This window comes from Caulobacter sp. GW821-FHT11E10 (genome assembly GCF_058808375.1).
Map to the genome: position 1 here is coordinate 639,727 of NZ_JBXARP010000001.1, position 17,727 is coordinate 657,453.

The window sequence follows — 17,727 nt, forward strand, 5'->3', positions numbered from 1 at the left end:
CGTCTTGGTGTCCCCATGGCGGCGCCTCCTGGCTACCGCGCGTCGCGGGGGAGGGGAAGGGCTATGCGACGGAACCCAGCTCCTCCCCCCAGGGGGAGGCGGCCGAAGGCCGGAGGGGGAAGTGCTGCTGAGCCTGCCTCTTCCCCCTCCGTCGGCTTCGCCGACACCTCCCCCGCTGGGGGAGGATCTAGACTCTACCGCCGCTTCTTGCGGAACTCTTCGGCCTTCTCCTGGCGGATCTCGGCGCGCAGGCGCTTGGGGGCCGACTTGTCGACCTCGTCGCCTGTGGCGGCCAGGACCTCGTTGGCGAACTCCAGGTCCATCAGCTTCATGCGCTTGATCTCGTCGCGCAGGCGGGCGGCGGTCTCGAACTCGAGGTTGGCGGCGGCCTCGCGCATCCTGGCCTCCAGGTCCTTGAGCGCGGCCTTGAAGTTGTCGCCGCTGAACGGGCGGTCGTCGGTCTCGGACAGGCCCATCGGCACCAGCACGCGGTCGCCGCGCTCGTAGGGGCTGTTGAGGATGTCCTTGATGTCGCGCTTGACGCTCTCGGGCGTGATGCCGTGTTCGAGGTTGTAAGCGTGCTGCTTCTCGCGGCGGCGGGCGGTCTCGGCCATGGCCCGCTCCATCGAGCCGGTGATCCGGTCGGCATAGAGCACCACCTTGCCGTCGACGTTCCGGGCGGCGCGGCCGATGGTCTGGATCAGCGAGGTCTCCGAGCGCAGGAAGCCTTCCTTGTCGGCGTCGAGAATGGCCACGAAGCCGCACTCGGGGATGTCCAGGCCCTCGCGCAGCAGGTTGATGCCGACCAGCACGTCGATCTTGCCCATCCGCAGCTCGCGGATGATCTCGATGCGCTCCAGGGTGTCGACGTCCGAGTGCATGTAGCGGACGCGGATGCCCTGTTCGTTGAGGTACTCGGTCAGGTCCTCGGCCATCTTCTTGGTCAGGACGGTGACCAGGGTGCGGTAGCCCTTCTTGATGGTCTGGCGGATCTCGTCGACCACGTCGTCGACCTGGGAGGCGTTGTCCTTGGAGACCGGACGCACCTCGACCGGCGGGTCGATCAGGCCGGTGGGGCGGATGACCTGCTCGGCGAAGACGCCGCCGGCCCGCTCGATCTCCCAGCCGGCCGGGGTGGCGCTGACGTGGACCGTCTGCGGGCGCATGGCGTCCCACTCCTCGAACTTGAGGGGGCGGTTGTCCAGCGCCGAGGGCAGGCGGAAGCCGTACTCGGCCAGGGTCCATTTGCGGTTGCGGTCGCCCTTGTACATGGCGCCGATCTGCGGAACCGTCTGGTGGCTCTCGTCGGTGAACAGCAGGGCGTTGTCGGGGATGTATTCGAAGAAGGTCGGCGGCGGCTCGCCCGGCCGGCGGCCCGACAGGTAGCGGCTGTAGTTCTCGATGCCGGCGCACGAGCCGGTGGTCTCGATCATCTCCAGGTCGAAGGTGGTGCGCTGCTCCAGGCGCTGGGCCTCCAGGAGCTTGCCGTTCTCGTACAGCCAGGCCAGCCGCTCCTTCAGCTCGGCGCGGATGGCGATGATCGCCTGGCGCAGGGTCGGGCGCGGGGTGACGTGGTGGCTGTTGGCGTAGACCTTGATGGTCTCCAGCTCGGACGTCTTCTTGCCGGTCAGGGTGTCGAACTCGACGATCGCCTCGACCTCGTCGCCGAACATGGTCACGCGCCAGGCGCGGTCCTCGTAGTGGGCGGGGAAGATCTCGATGGTGTCGCCGCGGCGGCGGAACGTGCCGCGCTCGAAGGCCATCTCGTTGCGCTTGTACTGCTGGGCCACCAGGTCGGCGATCAGCTGCTTCTCGTCGACCTTCTGCCCGACCTCCAGGGTGAAGGTCATGGCGGTATAGGTCTCGACCGAGCCGATGCCGTAGATGCACGACACCGAGGCAACGATGATGACGTCGTCGCGCTCCAGGATCGCCCGGGTGGCCGAGTGGCGCATCCGGTCGATCTGCTCGTTGATGGAGCTGTCCTTCTCGATGAAGGTGTCGGTCCGCGGCACGTAGGCCTCGGGCTGGTAGTAGTCGTAGTAGCTGACGAAATACTCGACCGCGTTCTCCGGGAAGAACGACTTCATCTCGCTGTAGAGCTGGGCGGCCAGGGTCTTGTTGGGCGCGAGGATCAGGGCCGGGCGCTGGGTGGCCTCGATGACCTTGGCCATGGTGAAGGTCTTGCCCGAGCCCGTGACGCCCAGCAGCACCTGGTCCTGGTCGCCGTTTTCGAGGCCGCCGACCAGCTCCTTGATCGCTGTCGGCTGGTCGCCGGCGGGCTGGTAGTCGGAGACCAGCTTGAACCGCCGCCCGCCCTCGGACTTGTCCGGCCGCGCGGGCCGGTGCGGGGTCCAGAGCATGGGCATGACGCCGGCCGCGACGTCGCCCACGGCGCCGCCGAGGCTGTCCATCACGAAGGGCGTGGAGACGTCCGAAACGCCCCCCAGGGGGCGGGTGTCCGAGTTACGAGGCATGGCCCCAAGTTAGGGACCCGCGCGGGTCTCGGCTAGAGGGCCCGCTGACAGGGAGTGGCAGCAGTGTGGCGGGAGGTGGCCGTCAGAGGTTGCCCCAGTAGGTCCCGGCCAGCGGCACGGCGATCGCGCGGCCCCAGCGGGCGACGGCGGCCTGCACGTCGGGGCGGTTCCGGATCGCGGTCAGCCGGGCCTCGAAAGCGGCCTGGAACGTCGGCGTCCGGGGCGGGGCGCGACCGGTGCGGAAGGCCTCCAGGGCCTCGGCGCGGGTCGTCGGGTCGTCGAGCCGGCGGACATAGAGCGCGGCGGCCTCGTCGGCCTGTTCCGCGCAGACCAGGGCCTTGGTGAGGGCGGCGGGGTTGTCCTTCCAGCGCGGCGCCATGGCCTGGGCCACGGCTTGAGCCCCCGCCAGGTCGGCCTGTTGGGCCTTGGCGCAGGCCAGGCCCGCGTCACGCCACATCAGGCCGTAGGGCGAACCCCGCTTGTCCTGGACGGCGTCCAGCACCTTCAGCGCCTGGGCGGCTTGGCCGGAGTCGATCAGCAGCTCGGCGCGGTTGATCCTCTGACTGATCCCGTCTCCCTTGCCCTGGGCCTCGACCATCATCTTGTCGGCCTCGTCGTAGCGGCCGAGATCGTACAGGGTGTAGGCATGCGCGTTCAGCACCCACGGGCGCTGCTCGTCGGCGTCGTCGAACGCCTCGCCTGCCTTCAGGCGACGGGCATAGTCCTGGCCCAGCGCCAGGGCCTCGTCATAGCGGCCGAGGGCGCGCAGGGCGTCGATCTGGCTGACGACATTCAGCAGCTGCTTGGGGTCGCCGCTGGCCAGAGCGCGCCAATGTTCCAGTTCAGCCGTCTGGACCTTGATCCAGTCGAAGCGGCCGGCGGCCTCAAGCTTGGGCCAGAGGCGCTCGAAGCGACGATCCTGGGCGACGGTCAGCAGGACGAAGGCCGCCGTGGCTTGGTCCAGCAGGGCGATGGCCTTGGTCTCGTCGCCGGCCTCGGCCGAGATGCGGGCCAGGTTCAGGGCCCAGCCGTTGTCGACCGCGTCGCGGCCGATGGGATCGGTCCAAGGAATGGCGCGCAGGCGGCTGAGCAAGGCTTCCGTCAGCGCCGGATCGTCCTCGACCTTGGCCACGACCCACTGGAAGCCGCGCGGATCGGCGGCGGAGAAGAGGCTGGCGTCGAAGTCGGCCAGGCGGACGAAGGCGGCGACGAACGCCTTGGCGTCGCGACGGCGGCCGGCGTCGTCCAGCAGGATGCCGTTGGCCCCCTGGACCTCGACGGGCATCTTGGCGATCGGCGCCAGGGTGGTCGCCGCCGCGACGGCCTTGGCCGAGTCCGGCGGCGCGCAGGCCAGCACCATCAGCAGGGTCATCCGCTGGTGCGACGGGGGCAGGACGCCGAAGCCGGGATCGGCGGCGATCCGGTCCAGACGCTCGCCGGCCCGCTTGCAGCCGGCGACATTGTCCTTGCCGCTGGACATCGCCTCGGCGGCGGCCTGGACCTCTTCCATCAACTTGGCCGGCCCTTCGGCGGCGGGTGATCCGGCGAGGGCGGCGGCGGCGAAGAGGGCGGCGAGCGGGGACGGCAAGGCCATGGCGGTTCCTGGATCGAAGCCGAACACGGCGTCTTCGGCGATCGTAACGATGCGGATCGGGCTGGCGGCGAGGCCTTGCCCAGGACAATCTCTGGTGGAAGCTTGGCGGGAAGGCAAGGGAGGGGCGGCCATGGATTCGAGCATCACGCGACGCGGGGTGTCGACAGGGTTGGGCGTGCTGGCGCTGGCCGGCCAGGCGGCCGCTCAGAGCGCGAGCCCGAACGCCATGGAGCGCCTGATGAAGGATGGTCGCTACCTGCCGCTCTGGCGGGAGACGGTTCAGCCGCCGTCGGGAAAGAAGCCCAATACCCAGTGGGCGAGCTTTGTCGGCGAGGAGGCGGTGGCGCTGGTCGGCGGCAACCCGCCGCTGGGTGACGACCTGAAGAACGACGCGACAGCCCAGGACGCCGTGGCCGCCATCGTCGAGGCCTCGCGCGGGCGGCGCGTGGTGATGCTGAACGAGTCGCATTCGGCGTCGCGCCATCGGCTGTTCCTGGCCAAGGTCCTGCGGGCGCTGCGGCCGGAAGGCTTCGATATCCTCAGCGCCGAGGCCTTCTCGAACCATGCACCTGGCGAGCTTCCTGGGGTGCGAGGTTTGAAGAGGGGCGATCCGTTCTCGATCAACGAGGGCTACTACACCTGCGATCCGATCTTCGCCGATGCGGCCCGTGAGGCGCTGGACCTGGGCTACCGGCTGGAAGCACACGAACAGACCAGCGCGCAGTGGAACGCCACGCTGAAAGGCCCCGAGTCCATCGCCGCGCGCGAGACGCATCAAAGCGTGCACCTGGCCGCGATCCTGGCGGCCAATCCGTCCTCCCGCGTGTTGGTCTATGTCGGTTTCTCCCACCTGCGGAAGACGCCGGACTTCGCTGGCAATCGCTGGCTGGCGGCGCGCTTCTTCGAGAAGACGGGGATCGACCCGCTGTCCGTTAGCCAGGCCAATTCCGGCTCCTTCGGGCCGCACGGGACCGACCCGCCGCTGACCAGGATAGTCCTGGAGCGGTTCTCGCCTAAGGCTCCGATAGTGGTCCGCAGCGGTGGCGGCAGCTTGGGCGCGGAGAGCGCCGGCGCGGACCTGGCCGTGTTCCATCCCAGCCTGCCCGATGTCGACGGCCGGCCCGGCTGGCTGGCCGCCGATCCCGTCCGCAAGCGTCTGGTCGTGAAGACTCCAAGGCGCGCGGCCGGCGAGGTGGTGATCGTCCAGGCCGTCCATGCCCACGAGCCGGAGAAGGCCGTGCCGGCCGACCAGCATGTGCTGGCCCGGGACGAGACGCGGGCGGTGCTGTTCCTGCGGCCGGGGAGTTACCGCCTGCGGATCGAGAGCGACGCGGGCTTCACGGCCCTGAGGACGGTGAAGGTCTAGGCTCAGGCCTCCTAGGACGTCGGCGAAGCCTTCCCCCGCTCCGGCGCGAGGGCCCGGTGGATATTGCGGATCTCCTGGTCCGTCATGTAGCCGGCGTCTTTCACCACGATGCCCATCACGCCCAGGGGCGCGCCGCCCAGGGAGCGGCCGGTGCGGAACATGCGGACCAACTCGTCCTCGGAATAGGCGTTGACCACGGCGCGCAGGGGCGGGGCCACGGTCTTGCCGTCGCCGATCGGGTGTGGCTCGTCTAGGGCGTGGCAGTGGGTGCAGGTGGTGTTGATCCAGTAGTCGCCGTTGGTCGGACCCGACATCGGGCGTTGCAGCGGCGGCCTGGCGTCGACGGCTTGGGTCGCGCTCAAGGGAACGCCGCCGGTGACCAGGGCGATCGCGCCGACGGGGCCCCAGCGCATGCCCACCTTGCCGTTGTCCGGGGTCGGCGGCAGCGAGCGCAGGTAGCGCAGCACCGAGGCGATGTCCTGGTCGGCCAGGCTGCCGAACGAGCGGGTCGGCATGACCACGGTCGAGGACCCGTTGTGACGCACCCCGCTACGCAGCAGGCGCACGAACTGAGCGTCGGTATAGTTGGGCACGACCTTGGTCAGGTTCGGCGCGGCGATGCGGCCCAGCGCCGGATCGTCGATCATGACCCGGCCGGCGCCGTTCGGGTTGTGACAGGCCAGGCAGCCGAAGATCATCCCCACGCGCTTGCCTTCGGCCAGGTCGCCCCCCGCCGCCGGAACCCGCACGGTCGGCAGGGGCGTGTCGAAGTGCCGGACCCGGCGCTCGAAGGTCAGGGCGGCCAGGGTCCCGGCGGCCAGCACGGGAACGGCGACCACGCCGATCAGGATTTTCCGCCAGAGCGCCATGTGATCTCCCCCAGGGCTTGGTGTCTCTCAACCGCCGATTACCCGGCACACGGCCAGGCTTCAAACCCCGTTCCTGCAACGCCGTTATCCGTTTATGGATAGGGGGCGGAGGGACAGCATGTTCGAGTGGGGCGACATCCGGTTTCTGCTCGCGGTGGCGCGGGCGGGCAGTTCATTGGCGGCGGCCGCCGAGGTGGGGACCAGCCAGTCCACCGTCACCCGGCGCATCGACGCGCTGGAGGCGGCCCTCGGGCTGAAGCTGTTCGAGCGCCGGGCCCAGGGCTATGTGCTGACCAGCCAGGGCGAGACCCTGGTCGAGCTGGCCAAGACCGCCGAAGCCTCGATGCTGGCCATCGGCGAGGCCGCCGAGACGGCCAAGCGTCAGCTGTCAGGCGTGATCCGCTTCACCATGCCGCCCGAAGGCGCCGACCCCCTGACAATGGCCCCGCTGGCGCGGTTCATGGAGCGGCATCCCGGCGTCAAGATCGAGAGCATTTTCACCGACGCCTTCCTGGACATCGGGGCCGGCGAGGCCGATGTGGCCGTACGCGCGGGGCCGCGTCCGACCGATCCCAACCTGATCGCGCGAAAGGTCGGCGAGGTGTTCTGGCAAGGGTGCTGCAGCCGCGACTACCTCGCGGCGAACGGCGCGCCGACCAGCTGGAGCGACTTGGGCGGGCGCCGGATGATCGGGGCGGAGGGGCAGCTGGCCGCGGCGGCGCCCCTGCGCCGGTACGGCGAACTCTGTGGAGATTTCGCCTTCCGCGCGTCGACCATGCGGGCCTTGCTGGGGTTCGTGCGGAGCGGGGTGGGCATCACCTTGCTGCCGGAGCAGGTGATCGCTGGGACCGAGGATCTGGAACCCTGCCTGCCGCCCCTGGAGGACGCGCCTAGCGAGGTCTGGATCATCACCCGCGAGGATGTGCGCCACACGCCGCACATGCGCGCCTTCATCGACTTCTTTGTCGCCCATATGGCGGTCGTGAACCGGCGCACCGTCGCGCCCTGAGGCGAACGCGAAACGCCGCGCTCCGGGCGACCGGAGCGCGGCTCTCGGACGATGAGGCGCCGGTAGAGAAGGGGCCCGGCGCCGTTCGCGTCAGAGATTGTATTCGGGCTTGGCGTAGTCGCCGACGAGGTCGACGGCGAAGGGCGCGCCATCGGCCAGGTCGGTGAAGTAGGCGTTGCTGGAGCCGGCGAACTTGCCGACGTCGGCCTTCATCGCCTCGGCCAGCAGCCAGCCGACCATGGCCGCCTTGGTTCCGAGATCGGTCTTGCCATACGAGGCGAAGTAGTCGGCCCGATCGTCGATCAGGGCGTGGACCTTGGCGTCGTCCGGCGTCGAGCCGAAGATCTTGGCGTAGGCCGAGCGGGTGGCCTCGAACAGGGTCTTGGTCCCGTACTCGGCGGTGAAGGCCGCCTTGCCCTCGCCGTCGCGGCCGAGGTTGACCGCGAAGTTGATGTAGCGGTTCTCGGCGTTGAAGGTCTGGTAGTAGGCCGAGTTGAGGTTGTTCGGGTTCGGACCGATCGGCGAGACCAGATAGTCCATGCCGTTCTCGCCGGGGGCGTGGCCGGTGAAGAACTGGTACGAGGTGGTGGCCACGGCCGAGGTCGCGTCGGCTAGGTTGATGATGGCCTTCAGCGCGTTGGCCTCGGTCATCTGGCCCGAGGCGACCTTGTCCGTGAGCCCCTGGACATAGGCGCGGTCGGTGTCGTTGGCCGGGCTGTAGCGCAGCAGGTTGTCGAAGGCGTTGGTCAGGCGGACCAGGGTGTTGGCGCCGTTGACGACCAGGCCGTTCCATTCCGCCAGGGTCCCGGTGACCTTCTCCACCCGGACCGAGCCGCCGTCCCAGGTCAGGGTCGTGCCGCCGTTGCCGTCGCTGGCCGCGCCGGTGAACTGCTTGCCGTCCAGGTCGAAGCGGTCCTCGGCCTTGGAGAAGTCGCGGACCAGGTCGGCGCCTTGCCCCGCGCCGGAGAAGGCGAAGCGGTCGGCCCCGGCCCCGCCGGTCATGATGTCGTCGCCCGCGCCGCCGATCAGGATGTCGGCGCCGGCGTTGCCATAGAGGTTGTCGTTGCCCGCGCCGCCGTCCAGCTGGTCGTGGCCGTCGCCGGCGGCCTCCAGGTCCTGGTCGCCGGTCAGGCTGTCGTCGCCGTCGCCGCCGATCAGGCGGTCATGGCCGGCGTCGCCGCGCAGGGTGTCCGAGCCGGCCTCGCCCCGGATGACGTCGTTGTCGGCCTGGCCGTAGATGTAGTCGCCGCCGGCCCCGCCATAGAGCGCGTCGTGGCCGGCGCCGCCGTGGAACTTGTCGTCGACCGCCCCGCCCTTGATGCGGTCGGAGCCCGAGCCCGACCAGACCTCGAGCTGCTCGATATTGACGATGCTGCCGCCACCGGCGACCTGCTGCACGCCGGCCGCGCCGAGGTTGAGGATCACCGACGCGCTCAGGCCGGTCAGGTTCAGATAGGCGTAGTCGCCCTGACTGCCGTCCGCGCCGCCGTCGAGATGGTCGCCGGCCCCGCCGTAGAGGCGATCGAAGCCGGCGCCGCCCTTCAGGGTGTCGCCATAGCCGTCGTTGTCGTTGGTCCCACCGCCATAGAGGTAGTCCTCGCCGTCGCCGCCATCGAGATTGTCGGCGCCGTCATCGCCATACAGCGCGTCGTTGCCGCCGCCGCCGGTGAGCGTGTCGTTGCCGCCCAGGCCGCGCGCCGTGTCGGTATCGGCGCCGCCCTGGAAGAGGTCGTCGCCGGCAGTGCCCATGTAGTTCGCCATTGTCTTGTGTCCTTTGGATTTGCTGTTGGGGGATTTGCTGTTGCTTGAGGAAATCCGGGCCGCACGCCGCCCCGCTCGTCGCGCCGGGGGGCGGACGATGCACAGGCGAACGGGCGCGGCGGCTCAGGCCGCCGACGTCGGTCCGGGGTCGAGGTGAAGGGGTAAGAGCGGTTCTAGACCGCGAAGCCTTGGGTCAGGCGGGGTGGTCGCCTCATGCGGATCCCTTCCCGACCGCCCGCGCGCGCTTGGCGTGGACGGCCGACAGGAGCCCGTCGAAGGCGGCGTAGCACTCGGCCCAGTGCGGCAGGTTCCGCATGGCCGCCATCCACCGAACCACGGAGGGGTAGGGCGTCAGGTCGAAGCCGACGATATCGAGCAGGCTCACATAGGCCGCGCCCAGATAGTCGGCGATGGTGATGCGATCCCCGGCCACGAAGCCGTGGTCGCCGATCCAGTGGCGATCCAGCACCGAGAGCCAGGTCTCGGTCTTCTGCCGCGCCATGTGGGCCAGCTGGGCCGCGGCCTCGGGCTGGGTCGGGCGCAGGTCGGGGATCAGGTTCGGATAGACCAGGCCATAGGCCGCGTCGCGGGCGAAGCCGGTGTTGAACCAGTCCAGCCGCGCGTCGACGATCGCCCGCGTCTGGCGGTCGGTCGGATAGGCGGACGAGCCGGCCCGGTCGGCCAGGTAGCGCAGGATCGCCGCGCACTCGGTCAGCACGAAGCCGTCGTCGTCCAGCACGGGCACCTGGCGGTTGGGGTTGAGCGCCGCGAAGTCCGTGGCGTGATGCTCGCCGTGCGCCAGGCCGACATAGACCAGCTCGAGCGCGATCCCGGCCTCGGCGGCGAACAGGGTCACCGCGCGGCTGGTGGTCGAGGCGGGATCGTGGAAGAGGCGCATGGCGGTGAAGTCCTTGGCTGGTCGTTGAGCCGGGAGATACCTTCGACCCTGGTCCCGCTTCAAACCCCGTTCCTGCAACAGTGTTATCCGTTTTTGGATAGGCGGCGCACCGGCGGCGAATTTGGGAAATGCTAGAGCCGCTCCAGCGTCAGCGGATCGGCTTCTCCGCCGAAGTACTTGTCGAGCGCCCGCTGGAACACCGCCTCCTGCGGATCCGCCGCCCGGAACAGGGTCAGGCTCGAGCGCAGCTTCATGTCGTCGGGCGAGCCGAACACGGCGTGGGCGTCGTGGCCGGGCAGGGCGAGGATCGCCTCGACGGCCTCGACCAGGCGCGGGCCCAGCACCGGATGGGCCAGATAGGCGCGGGCCTCGGCGAGGTCGGCGAGGGCGTAGAATTGCGCCGTCGGGCTGCGGCCCAGGCCGGCGATCTGTGGGAACACGAACCACATCCAGTGGCTGGTCTTCCGGCCGCGCCGCAACTCGGCCAGGGCGGCGTCGTAGGTCGCCGCTTGAGCGTCGATGAAGCGGCTAAGGGCGGTCACCGTCAAATCTCCTCGCCACCCAGTCGATGAACACCCGAACGCGCGGCGACAGCTGGCGGCTGCGTGGGTAGAGGAGGGACACCGGCGTCGGGGTCGGCGGGAAGTCGGCCAGCACCTCGACCAGGCGCCCGTCGGCCAGGCAGTCATCGACCCGGTAGCGCGGGACCTGGATCAGCCCCAGGCCCAGCAGGCCCATGGCCACGGTGTTCTCGGCGGAATTGATCACCACGTCGGCCTCGACGGCGATCTCGCGGACCTTGCCGTCGACGGTCAGCTCGAGCGGGTAGGGATGGCCGGCGTTGGCCTGCAGGAAGCCGACCATGCGGTGGCCCGCCAGCTCGTCTGGCGTGTTCGGAACGCCCCGCCGTTCCAGATAGGCCGGCGCGGCGCAGGTCACCTCGGGCAGCAGGGCGACGCGGCGGGCGACCATGGCGCTGTCGGAGAGGTCGCCGATCCGCAGCACGCAGTCGACGCCCTCGCGCACCAGGTCGACCAGCCGGTCGCCCTCGGTCAGTTGCAGCTTCAACTCTGGATAGGCGGCGAGGAAGTCCGGTATGCCCGGCAGCACGAACCGCCTCGCCAGGGCTCCCTGGACGTCGACCCGCAGCAGGCCGCGCGGGGTGCGCTGGCGGAAGGCGCCTTCCGCCTCTTCCAGATCGTCCAGCAGGCGCAGGCAGCGCTGGTAATAGGCCTCGCCGTCCAGGGTGGGGCTGACCTGGCGGGTGGTGCGCTGGAGCAGCCGCACGCCCAGCCGCGCCTCCAGCTGCTGCACGGCCTCGGTGGCGGTCGAGCGGGGCAGGTCCAGGTCGGCGGCGGCCTGGGTGAAGCTGCGCCGCTCCACGATCCGCGTGAACAGCCGCATGGCCTCGAACCGATCCACCCGTCGCGCTCCCATTATTCGATAGAGCGAACAGTGATGTCGTGACTGGCTGAATTATTCAAGCCGGGCGAAGGCGCAAGGTCTCTCTGCCGGCACGAGGTCGGTCCTGAACCGGAGGCTTTCCCCATGACCCAATCGACTGAAACCAAGGTGGCGCTGGTGACCGGCGCCTCGGGCGGCATCGGCGGCGAGACCGCTCAGCGCCTGGCCCGCGACGGCTTCACCGTCATCGTCAACTACGCCGGCCGCGCCGAACCCGCCGAGGCGGTGGTGCGCGAGATCGAGGCCGCCGGCGGCAAGGCGGTCACCGCCCAGGCCGATGTCCGCGATCCGGCCGCCGTGCGCCGGCTGTTCGACAACGCCGAGACCGCGTTCGGCGGCATCGACGTAGTGGTCAACAACGCCGGGATCATGAAGCTGGCCAGCCTGGCCGACAGCGACGACGCCCTGTTCGACCAGACCATCGCCGTGAACCTGAAGGGCGTCTTCAACGTCCTGCGCGAGGCCTCCCGCCGCCTGCGCGACGGCGGCCGGATCATCAACCTGTCGTCCAGCGTCGTCGGCCTGCTGCCGGTGAATTACGGCGTCTATGCCGCGACCAAGGCGGCGGTCGAGGCGATGAGCGCCATCCTGACCAAGGAACTGCGCGGCCGGAACATCACGGTCAATTCCGTCGCACCCGGTCCCACGGCCACGCCGCTGTTCCTGGACGGCAAGCCGGCCGAGGTCATCGACCGCCTCGCCAAGGCCGCGCCGCTGGAACGCCTCGGAACCCCGGAGGACATCGCCGCGACCATCGCCTTCCTGGCCGGTCCGGACGGCGCCTGGGTCAACGGCCAGGTCCTGCGCGTCAACGGCGGGATCGTCTGATCCCGCGCCCATCCCCTCCCCACCATTCGATCCGAAGGAACAGTCCCATGAGCAAGAACGTCATCCTCGTCACCGGCGCCTCCTCGGGCTTCGGCGCGCTCACCGCCCGGGCCCTGGCCGACGCCGGCCACACCGTCTACGCCTCGATGCGCGAGACCAAGGGGCGCAACGCCCCGCAGGTCGCCGCCGTCGCCGACTACGCCATGAGCCACGATGTCGACCTGCGCACGGTCGAGCTGGACGTGGCCTCCGAGGCCTCCGTCGAGGCCGGGGTCGCCGAGATCGTCGCCGCCACCGGCCGGCTGGACGTCATCGTCCACAACGCCGGCCATATGAGCTTTGGCCCGGCCGAGGCCTTCACGCCCGAGCAGTACAGCCAGCTGTTCGACATCAATGTGCTGTCGACCCAGCGGGTGAACCGCGCCGCCCTGCCGGTCATGCGCGAGCAGGGCAGGGGGCTGGTGGTCTGGGTGTCGTCCAGTTCGACCCGAGGCGGCACGCCGCCGTTCCTGGCCCCGTACTTCGCGGCCAAGGCGGCGATGGACAGCCTGGCCGTCTCCTACGCCAGCGAGCTGACCCGCTGGGGGATCGAGACCTCGATCATCGTGCCGGGGGCCTTCACCAAGGGCACCAACCACTTCGCCCACTCAGGCAAGCCGGCCGACGGCGAGATCGCGGCCGCCTATATGGACGGCCCCTATGCCGGCGTCGCCGACGCGGCTCTGGGCGGCCTGGCGGCGTTGGAGCCCGCCGACGCCGATGCGGGGGAGGTGGCCCGCGCCATCGCTCGCGTGGTCGACACGCCGTTCGGCCGGCGTCCGTTCCGGGTCCACGTGGATCCGTCGCAGGACGGCGCCGAGATCGTCAACGGCGTGGCCGATCGGGTGCGCGCCGAGATGTTCCGCCGGATCGGGCTGGAGGACCTGCTGGCGCCGAGCGTTCGGTCGTAGCTCAAAACTGCTCGTCATCCCGGCCGTAGCGTAGCGAAGAGCCGGGACCCAGGGGCCAATGCAGTGCGGCTGCCCCTGGGTCCCGGGTCGGCTTCGCCGCCCGGGATGACGAGGGTTTTGGCGTTGTTGCTTCTAGTAATTCCCCAAGCTCAGCACGTTGCCGTCCGGGTCCTTGAACCACACCACCCGCAAACCGCCCGCCACGTGCACGTCGCCGTCGTGGGTCATGCCGGGGAAGTCGTAGCGCTCGAACGTCACGCCCTTGGCCTTCAGGGCCGCCACCGCCGCGTCGAAATCGTCGCCCAGCGACCAGGTCAGAACGGTGGCCTCGTTGGCGCCCGCGTACTCGGACTCATAGACCAGCACCACCGACCTGCCGGCCTTGAAGCCCTGCACGCCCGGCTCGCCGCCGGGCAGGGGCTGCAGGCCCAGGATCTCGGCATAGAACGGCCGCGCGATCTTCAGGTCCTTCACCGCCACGGTGGCCTGGGCGTCCTTGTCGCCTAGCATCTGACTGTCTCCGAGCTTCGCGCCCCGCTTGTCGAAAAGAAGGCGCGAGGGCGAACGGTGTTCCCCCCCCCCTGTTGACTCCCGATCGTACTGTGTGACATACAGTGTGCGTCACACACCATGTGATGCACACTATGTGGCGCACACCCCATGCCAACCGATACGGACATCTTTGAATCGCTCCGCCAGGAGCTGCGGCGAGGGACCCTGATCCTCGCCGTCCTCGCCCAGCTGAGGGAGGAGCGCTACGGCTACAGCCTGCGCCAGGCCCTCTCGACCGTGGGCGTGGAGATCGACGAAGGGGCGCTCTATCCGATGCTGCGCCGGCTGGAGGCCCAGGGCCTCCTGGCCAGCGAGTGGCGCGAGGAAGACAAGCGCAAGAAGCGTTTCTACCAGCTGTCGGAAGAGGGCCGGACCGTGCTGGCCCGCCTCGCCGACGAATGGCGCGGCATCAACGCCGCCCTCGAGCCGCTGCTGTGAGCGCGGCCTCTCATTCTCAAGGAAACAAGACCATGAGCGATCTGATCGATCGTTACCTCGCCGCCGTCGCCGCCCTGCTGCCCAAGGCCCAGCGCCAGGACATCACCGCCGAACTGCGCGACCTGATCATGAACCGCGTCGAGGAGCAGGAGGCCACCCTGGGCCGTCCGCTCGACAAGCGCGAGATGGAGGCCCTGCTGCGCGAGATCGGCCACCCGATCGCCGTCGCCGGCCGCTACGGTCCCGGCACGGCCCTGATCGGCCCCGAGATCTATCCGTTCTGGCTGTTCGGCGTGAAGGTGATGCTGGCCATCGCCGCCATCGCCGCGGTGATCCCGGCCGCGATCGTGCTGATCACCGGCGAGGGCGGTCCCCGGACCGTCACCGGCATCGTCAACGACTTCATCCCGACCGCGCTCAGCCTGATCGGCTGCGCCACCCTGATCGCGGCGGCGGTCGAGCGCGGCTGGATCAAGGTCGGCCAGTTCGGCCAGTGGAAGGTCAGCGACCTGCCGCATATCCCCAAGGGCAGGCCGCTGTTCTCGAAGACCCGCTTCGAGGGGTTGTTCGAACTGGTCGCCGTCTGCTTCTTCATCGCCTGGTGGACGGGGGTCATTCCCTTCCCGATGGGCAACATCGTCCATGAGGACGGCCAGATTGGGGTGGTGCTGAGCCCGGCCCTGAAGGCGCTCTACTGGCCGGTCCTGGGGCTGGCGGTCGTCCAGGCGATCTCGTCCCTGTTCGTGGTGGTCAAGCCGGGCTGGATCCGGCCCCGGGCGGCGGCCGAGCTGCTCGGCGCGGTGGGCGGCCTGGCCGTGGTGGCGGTCCTGTGGCCGGCCCAGCCGATCGTGACCTTCGTCCTGCCCGACGGGACCGACGTGGTCCGGCTGCAGGAGACCGTCGACATGACCTTCAAGGTGATCATGGCCGTGGCCGCCGGCATCTGCCTGACGAAGGTGTTCGTCGACGGCTGGAAGCTGGTGCAGGGGCGGTAATTTCGGACCCCGCGCGGACCGTTAGGGAGCCCTTCGCGGGGCTCCTTTTTTTCTGCCTTCGACCCTTGCCGCGAGCCTCGCCCGCGGCCCTTGCCGAGACGCCTCAAACCCCTGCCAAAACCAACATGCTTAACGGCCGGCCGTTAAGGTTTGTGTCGTTGCCGAGTAACGATGCGGACAGTTTCAGGTTCCGCCAGGATCGGTTGAGCACAGGCGTGGCAAGGCTTTCGCGTCGGCAAAAAAACGATGCTCTCGCTTGTCCAGCTTTTCGCTACGATTCAACGCGTTAACGAATTAACTGTGCGACGTGTGAGCGCAGAAGCCATGTTGCAATGCAGCAAGTGCTTGCGAGTCGGTCATGGATACGTCATAAGCCGCTACAAGAGGGATCTTGGCCACGTCGTGATACGGCCGATTCCCCGCTTCGAAGAGCGCCCCGACAGTGATTTTACCGGGGATTTCGAGGCGTATTTTGTCGGGGGGCGGTATGCCCTCGCCGCGCAGGACACGAGTTTTGTATATCAAGTCGCAGACGCGCGCGGATGCGCGCGGGCTGGTCGGCGCCGTATTGGTCGGATCCATCACGGGTCTGGCCCTGGGAGGCGTTTACCTTATGGGTGGTCTGGCTCAATCGGCCTCTACCCACGCCCGCGTGGCCCGCTTGGCCGACGGCGCCTCGGGGAGTTTCTCCGACGCCGCCCTGGTCAGCGCGGCTACGCGTATGGACCCCGGCGCTCTCGCCGTGGCCAAGCGTCATGATCCTTATCTGTTCGCCGCTCTTGACCAGCGTGACCGCCAATCGGCGCAGCTGGCCGCCCGCCTCGAAGGCGCCGGCGCGGCGAATCTCCGTCCCGGACAGACCGGCCGCACCGGCCCGCTGATGCTCCGGGCCAGCTTCGGCTCCGCATTCAACGTCGGCGGGGCCAGCCCGTTCCAATTCGGCAATGCGCTGGAGAGCTCGCGCGAGCTCGAATGCCTGGCCGACGCCGTCTATTACGAAGCCCGCGGCGAGACCCCCAGCGGCCAGGCGGCCGTGGCCCAGGTGGTCTTGAACCGCGTGCGCCACCCGGCCTTCCCGAAGTCGATCTGCGGCGTGGTGTTCCAGGGCGCCCTGAACCGCACCGGCTGCCAGTTCAGCTTCGCCTGCGACGGCTCGATGCGCCGCGCTCGCGAAACCGGCGCCTGGAGCCGGGCCCGCAAGGTCGCCTCGCGCGCCCTGGCCGGGACCATGGCCAGCGAAGTCGGTTCGGCGACCCACTTCCACACGGTCAATGTCTCGCCCGGCTGGGGACCGCGCCTGCTGCGCGTCGCCCAGGTCGGCATGCACATCTTCTATCGCTTCGGTCGTCACGGCGGAGCGTCCAGCTACGCGCCGTCGCGCCTGCCGACCGTCGATGACATCGCGCCGTCCGAGATCGCCAGCCTGACCGCCGACGGCAAGCCGCCGGTCGTCTACGCCGCCAGCGCCCTCGGCCGCATCGAGCCCGCGTCGAGCGCGCCCGGCATGGGCGGTCCGATCGGTCCGGTCAGCGAGCCCGCCTCGGCCCCGATCGCCACGGCGACCAAGGCCGCCGCGCCGGCGACGGACAAGCCGGCCCTGGACGGTCTCAAGACGACAGTAGGGGCCGGGAGCGGAGCTGCTTCCTGACGGCGTTCGGCATGTGGCTGGTGGCGAAGCGCATCTGCTTCGCCCGCTTGCCCACGAAGTAGTGCAACTGCTTGCCGTGCGCCGCGTCCCAGACCACCTGGGCGGCGTCCTCGACCGGATAGACCTCCAGCCCGCCCTTGCGCAGGGCGTCGGCCATGTTCTCGTTCGTGCCTGACGCCCCGGCGTGCAGGATCGGCGTCTCGACGAACCACGGCATGACGCAGGCGACGCTGACGCCATGCTCGCCGTATTCGATGTCCAGCGCCTCGGAGAGGCCGCGCACCGCGAACTTGGTGGCCGAATAGACCGCCAGCTTCGGCGAGCCATAGAGCCCCGCGCACGAGGCGATGTTGACCAGCCGTCCGCCGGCCGCCTTCAGCAGCGGCAGGCCCGCGCGGGCGCCGTTGATCACGCCCTTGATGTTGACGTCGACCTGGATGTCGCAATCGGCGTCCGACAGGTCCTCCAGCACCCCGAAGCGGGCGACGCCGGCGTTATTCAGCAGGACGTCGGCCTTGCCGCCGGTCTCCTTCCCGAACTCGCCCAGCGCATTGGCCCAGCCGTCGCGGTCGCGGACGTCCAGGACGTGGACCGAGCCGTTGTCGACGCCGATCGCCTCGCGCGCGGCCTTCAGCCCCGCCTTGTCGATGTCGGCCAGGCCGACGAACCACCCCGCCGAGGCGAAGCGCTTGGCGCAGGCCAGGCCGATGCCGCTGGCGGCCCCGGTGATGAAGATGGATTTCCGACCGTTCGCGGCCATGCCCTCGCCCTCCCGTATCATTGTTATCAATGATCAGAAGGCGAAGAGGGGGAAGGGGTCAAGGGATTGCTGTGCAGATCCTCCCCCGCTGGGGGAGGTGGCCCGGAGGGCCGGAGGC

General features: G+C 69.3%; 16 protein-coding genes and 1 pseudogene. 8 read left to right on the plus strand and 9 right to left on the minus strand.

The window, feature by feature from the left end:
• Positions 1 to 15: 15 nt before the first annotated feature.
• A pseudogene (locus tag AC1RRV_RS02955) lies at positions 16 to 183 on the plus strand (hypothetical protein); the annotation flags it as partial.
• Positions 184 to 194: 11 nt separating this feature from the next.
• Here the strand turns inward: AC1RRV_RS02955 and uvrB are convergent.
• Both uvrB and AC1RRV_RS02965 read right to left on the minus strand, forming a co-directional pair.
• Positions 195 to 2,477, minus strand: a complete 2,283-nt coding sequence (gene uvrB / locus AC1RRV_RS02960) for an excinuclease ABC subunit UvrB (protein ID WP_492858069.1) — start codon at positions 2,475 to 2,477, stop codon at positions 195 to 197.
• Between the two features lie 82 nt (positions 2,478 to 2,559).
• A complete protein-coding gene (locus AC1RRV_RS02965; protein ID WP_492858070.1) occupies positions 2,560 to 4,071 on the minus strand; it encodes a tetratricopeptide repeat protein in 1,512 nt (503 codons plus the stop codon).
• A 130-nt stretch (positions 4,072 to 4,201) separates the two neighbouring features.
• Between AC1RRV_RS02965 and AC1RRV_RS02970 the strand changes: the two genes are divergently transcribed.
• Entirely contained in the window at positions 4,202 to 5,437 is a 1,236-nt protein-coding gene (locus tag AC1RRV_RS02970) for a hypothetical protein (RefSeq protein WP_492858071.1), read from the plus strand.
• 11 nt (positions 5,438 to 5,448) lie between these two features.
• Here the strand turns inward: AC1RRV_RS02970 and AC1RRV_RS02975 are convergent, their stop codons facing one another.
• A complete protein-coding gene (locus AC1RRV_RS02975; protein WP_492858072.1) occupies positions 5,449 to 6,306 on the minus strand; it encodes a c-type cytochrome in 858 nt (285 codons plus the stop codon).
• A gap of 118 nt (positions 6,307 to 6,424) precedes the next feature.
• Between AC1RRV_RS02975 and AC1RRV_RS02980 the strand changes: the two genes are divergently transcribed.
• On the plus strand, positions 6,425 to 7,315 hold the full coding sequence (locus AC1RRV_RS02980) for a LysR family transcriptional regulator (RefSeq protein ID WP_492858073.1): 891 nt from the start codon (positions 6,425 to 6,427) through the stop codon (positions 7,313 to 7,315).
• Positions 7,316 to 7,405: 90 nt separating this feature from the next.
• Here AC1RRV_RS02980 and AC1RRV_RS02985 read toward each other — a convergent pair whose 3' ends face one another.
• The 4 genes from AC1RRV_RS02985 to AC1RRV_RS03000 form a co-directional block, all read right to left on the minus strand.
• Entirely contained in the window at positions 7,406 to 9,076 is a 1,671-nt protein-coding gene (locus AC1RRV_RS02985) for a hypothetical protein (RefSeq protein WP_492858074.1), read from the minus strand.
• A gap of 211 nt (positions 9,077 to 9,287) precedes the next feature.
• Complete coding sequence (locus AC1RRV_RS02990; RefSeq protein WP_492858075.1) at positions 9,288 to 9,974, minus strand: glutathione S-transferase family protein; 687 nt, start codon at positions 9,972 to 9,974, stop codon at positions 9,288 to 9,290.
• 131 nt (positions 9,975 to 10,105) lie between these two features.
• Positions 10,106 to 10,516, minus strand: coding sequence for a DUF1810 domain-containing protein (locus AC1RRV_RS02995; protein ID WP_492858076.1), 411 nt, complete (start codon positions 10,514 to 10,516; stop codon positions 10,106 to 10,108).
• Positions 10,503 to 11,396, minus strand: coding sequence for a LysR family transcriptional regulator (locus AC1RRV_RS03000; protein WP_492858077.1), 894 nt, complete (start codon positions 11,394 to 11,396; stop codon positions 10,503 to 10,505). The genes AC1RRV_RS02995 and AC1RRV_RS03000 overlap by 14 nt, the downstream gene beginning before the upstream one ends.
• A 126-nt stretch (positions 11,397 to 11,522) precedes the next feature.
• Between AC1RRV_RS03000 and AC1RRV_RS03005 the strand changes: the two genes are divergently transcribed.
• Positions 11,523 to 12,266 carry an SDR family oxidoreductase gene (locus AC1RRV_RS03005; RefSeq protein ID WP_492858078.1) on the plus strand — a complete coding sequence of 248 codons (744 nt, stop codon included), beginning with the start codon at positions 11,523 to 11,525 and terminating at the stop codon, positions 12,264 to 12,266.
• A 47-nt stretch (positions 12,267 to 12,313) separates the two neighbouring features.
• Positions 12,314 to 13,216: an SDR family oxidoreductase gene (locus tag AC1RRV_RS03010; RefSeq protein WP_492858079.1), complete on the plus strand. Its 903-nt coding sequence runs from the start codon at positions 12,314 to 12,316 to the stop codon at positions 13,214 to 13,216.
• 132 nt (positions 13,217 to 13,348) lie between these two features.
• Here the strand turns inward: AC1RRV_RS03010 and AC1RRV_RS03015 are convergent, their stop codons facing one another.
• Positions 13,349 to 13,726 (minus strand): VOC family protein, encoded by a 378-nt coding sequence (locus tag AC1RRV_RS03015; RefSeq protein WP_492858080.1) that lies wholly within the window; start codon positions 13,724 to 13,726, stop codon positions 13,349 to 13,351.
• Between the two features lie 150 nt (positions 13,727 to 13,876).
• Here AC1RRV_RS03015 and AC1RRV_RS03020 point away from each other — a divergent pair, with 150 nt between their 5' ends.
• From AC1RRV_RS03020 to AC1RRV_RS03030, 3 genes are all read left to right on the plus strand, one after another.
• Positions 13,877 to 14,206, plus strand: coding sequence for a PadR family transcriptional regulator (locus AC1RRV_RS03020; RefSeq protein ID WP_492858081.1), 330 nt, complete (start codon positions 13,877 to 13,879; stop codon positions 14,204 to 14,206).
• A gap of 32 nt (positions 14,207 to 14,238) precedes the next feature.
• Positions 14,239 to 15,201: an HAAS signaling domain-containing protein gene (locus tag AC1RRV_RS03025; protein WP_492858082.1), complete on the plus strand. Its 963-nt coding sequence runs from the start codon at positions 14,239 to 14,241 to the stop codon at positions 15,199 to 15,201.
• A 514-nt stretch (positions 15,202 to 15,715) separates the two neighbouring features.
• Complete coding sequence (locus AC1RRV_RS03030) at positions 15,716 to 16,849, plus strand: cell wall hydrolase (protein ID WP_492858083.1); 1,134 nt, start codon at positions 15,716 to 15,718, stop codon at positions 16,847 to 16,849.
• On the opposite strand, the gene AC1RRV_RS03035 is transcribed toward AC1RRV_RS03030, so the two are convergent.
• Positions 16,809 to 17,639, minus strand: a complete 831-nt coding sequence (locus AC1RRV_RS03035) for an SDR family oxidoreductase (protein ID WP_492858084.1) — start codon at positions 17,637 to 17,639, stop codon at positions 16,809 to 16,811. The two genes, AC1RRV_RS03030 and AC1RRV_RS03035, sit on opposite strands and share 41 nt — an antisense overlap.
• Between the last annotated feature and the right edge of the window lie 88 nt (positions 17,640 to 17,727).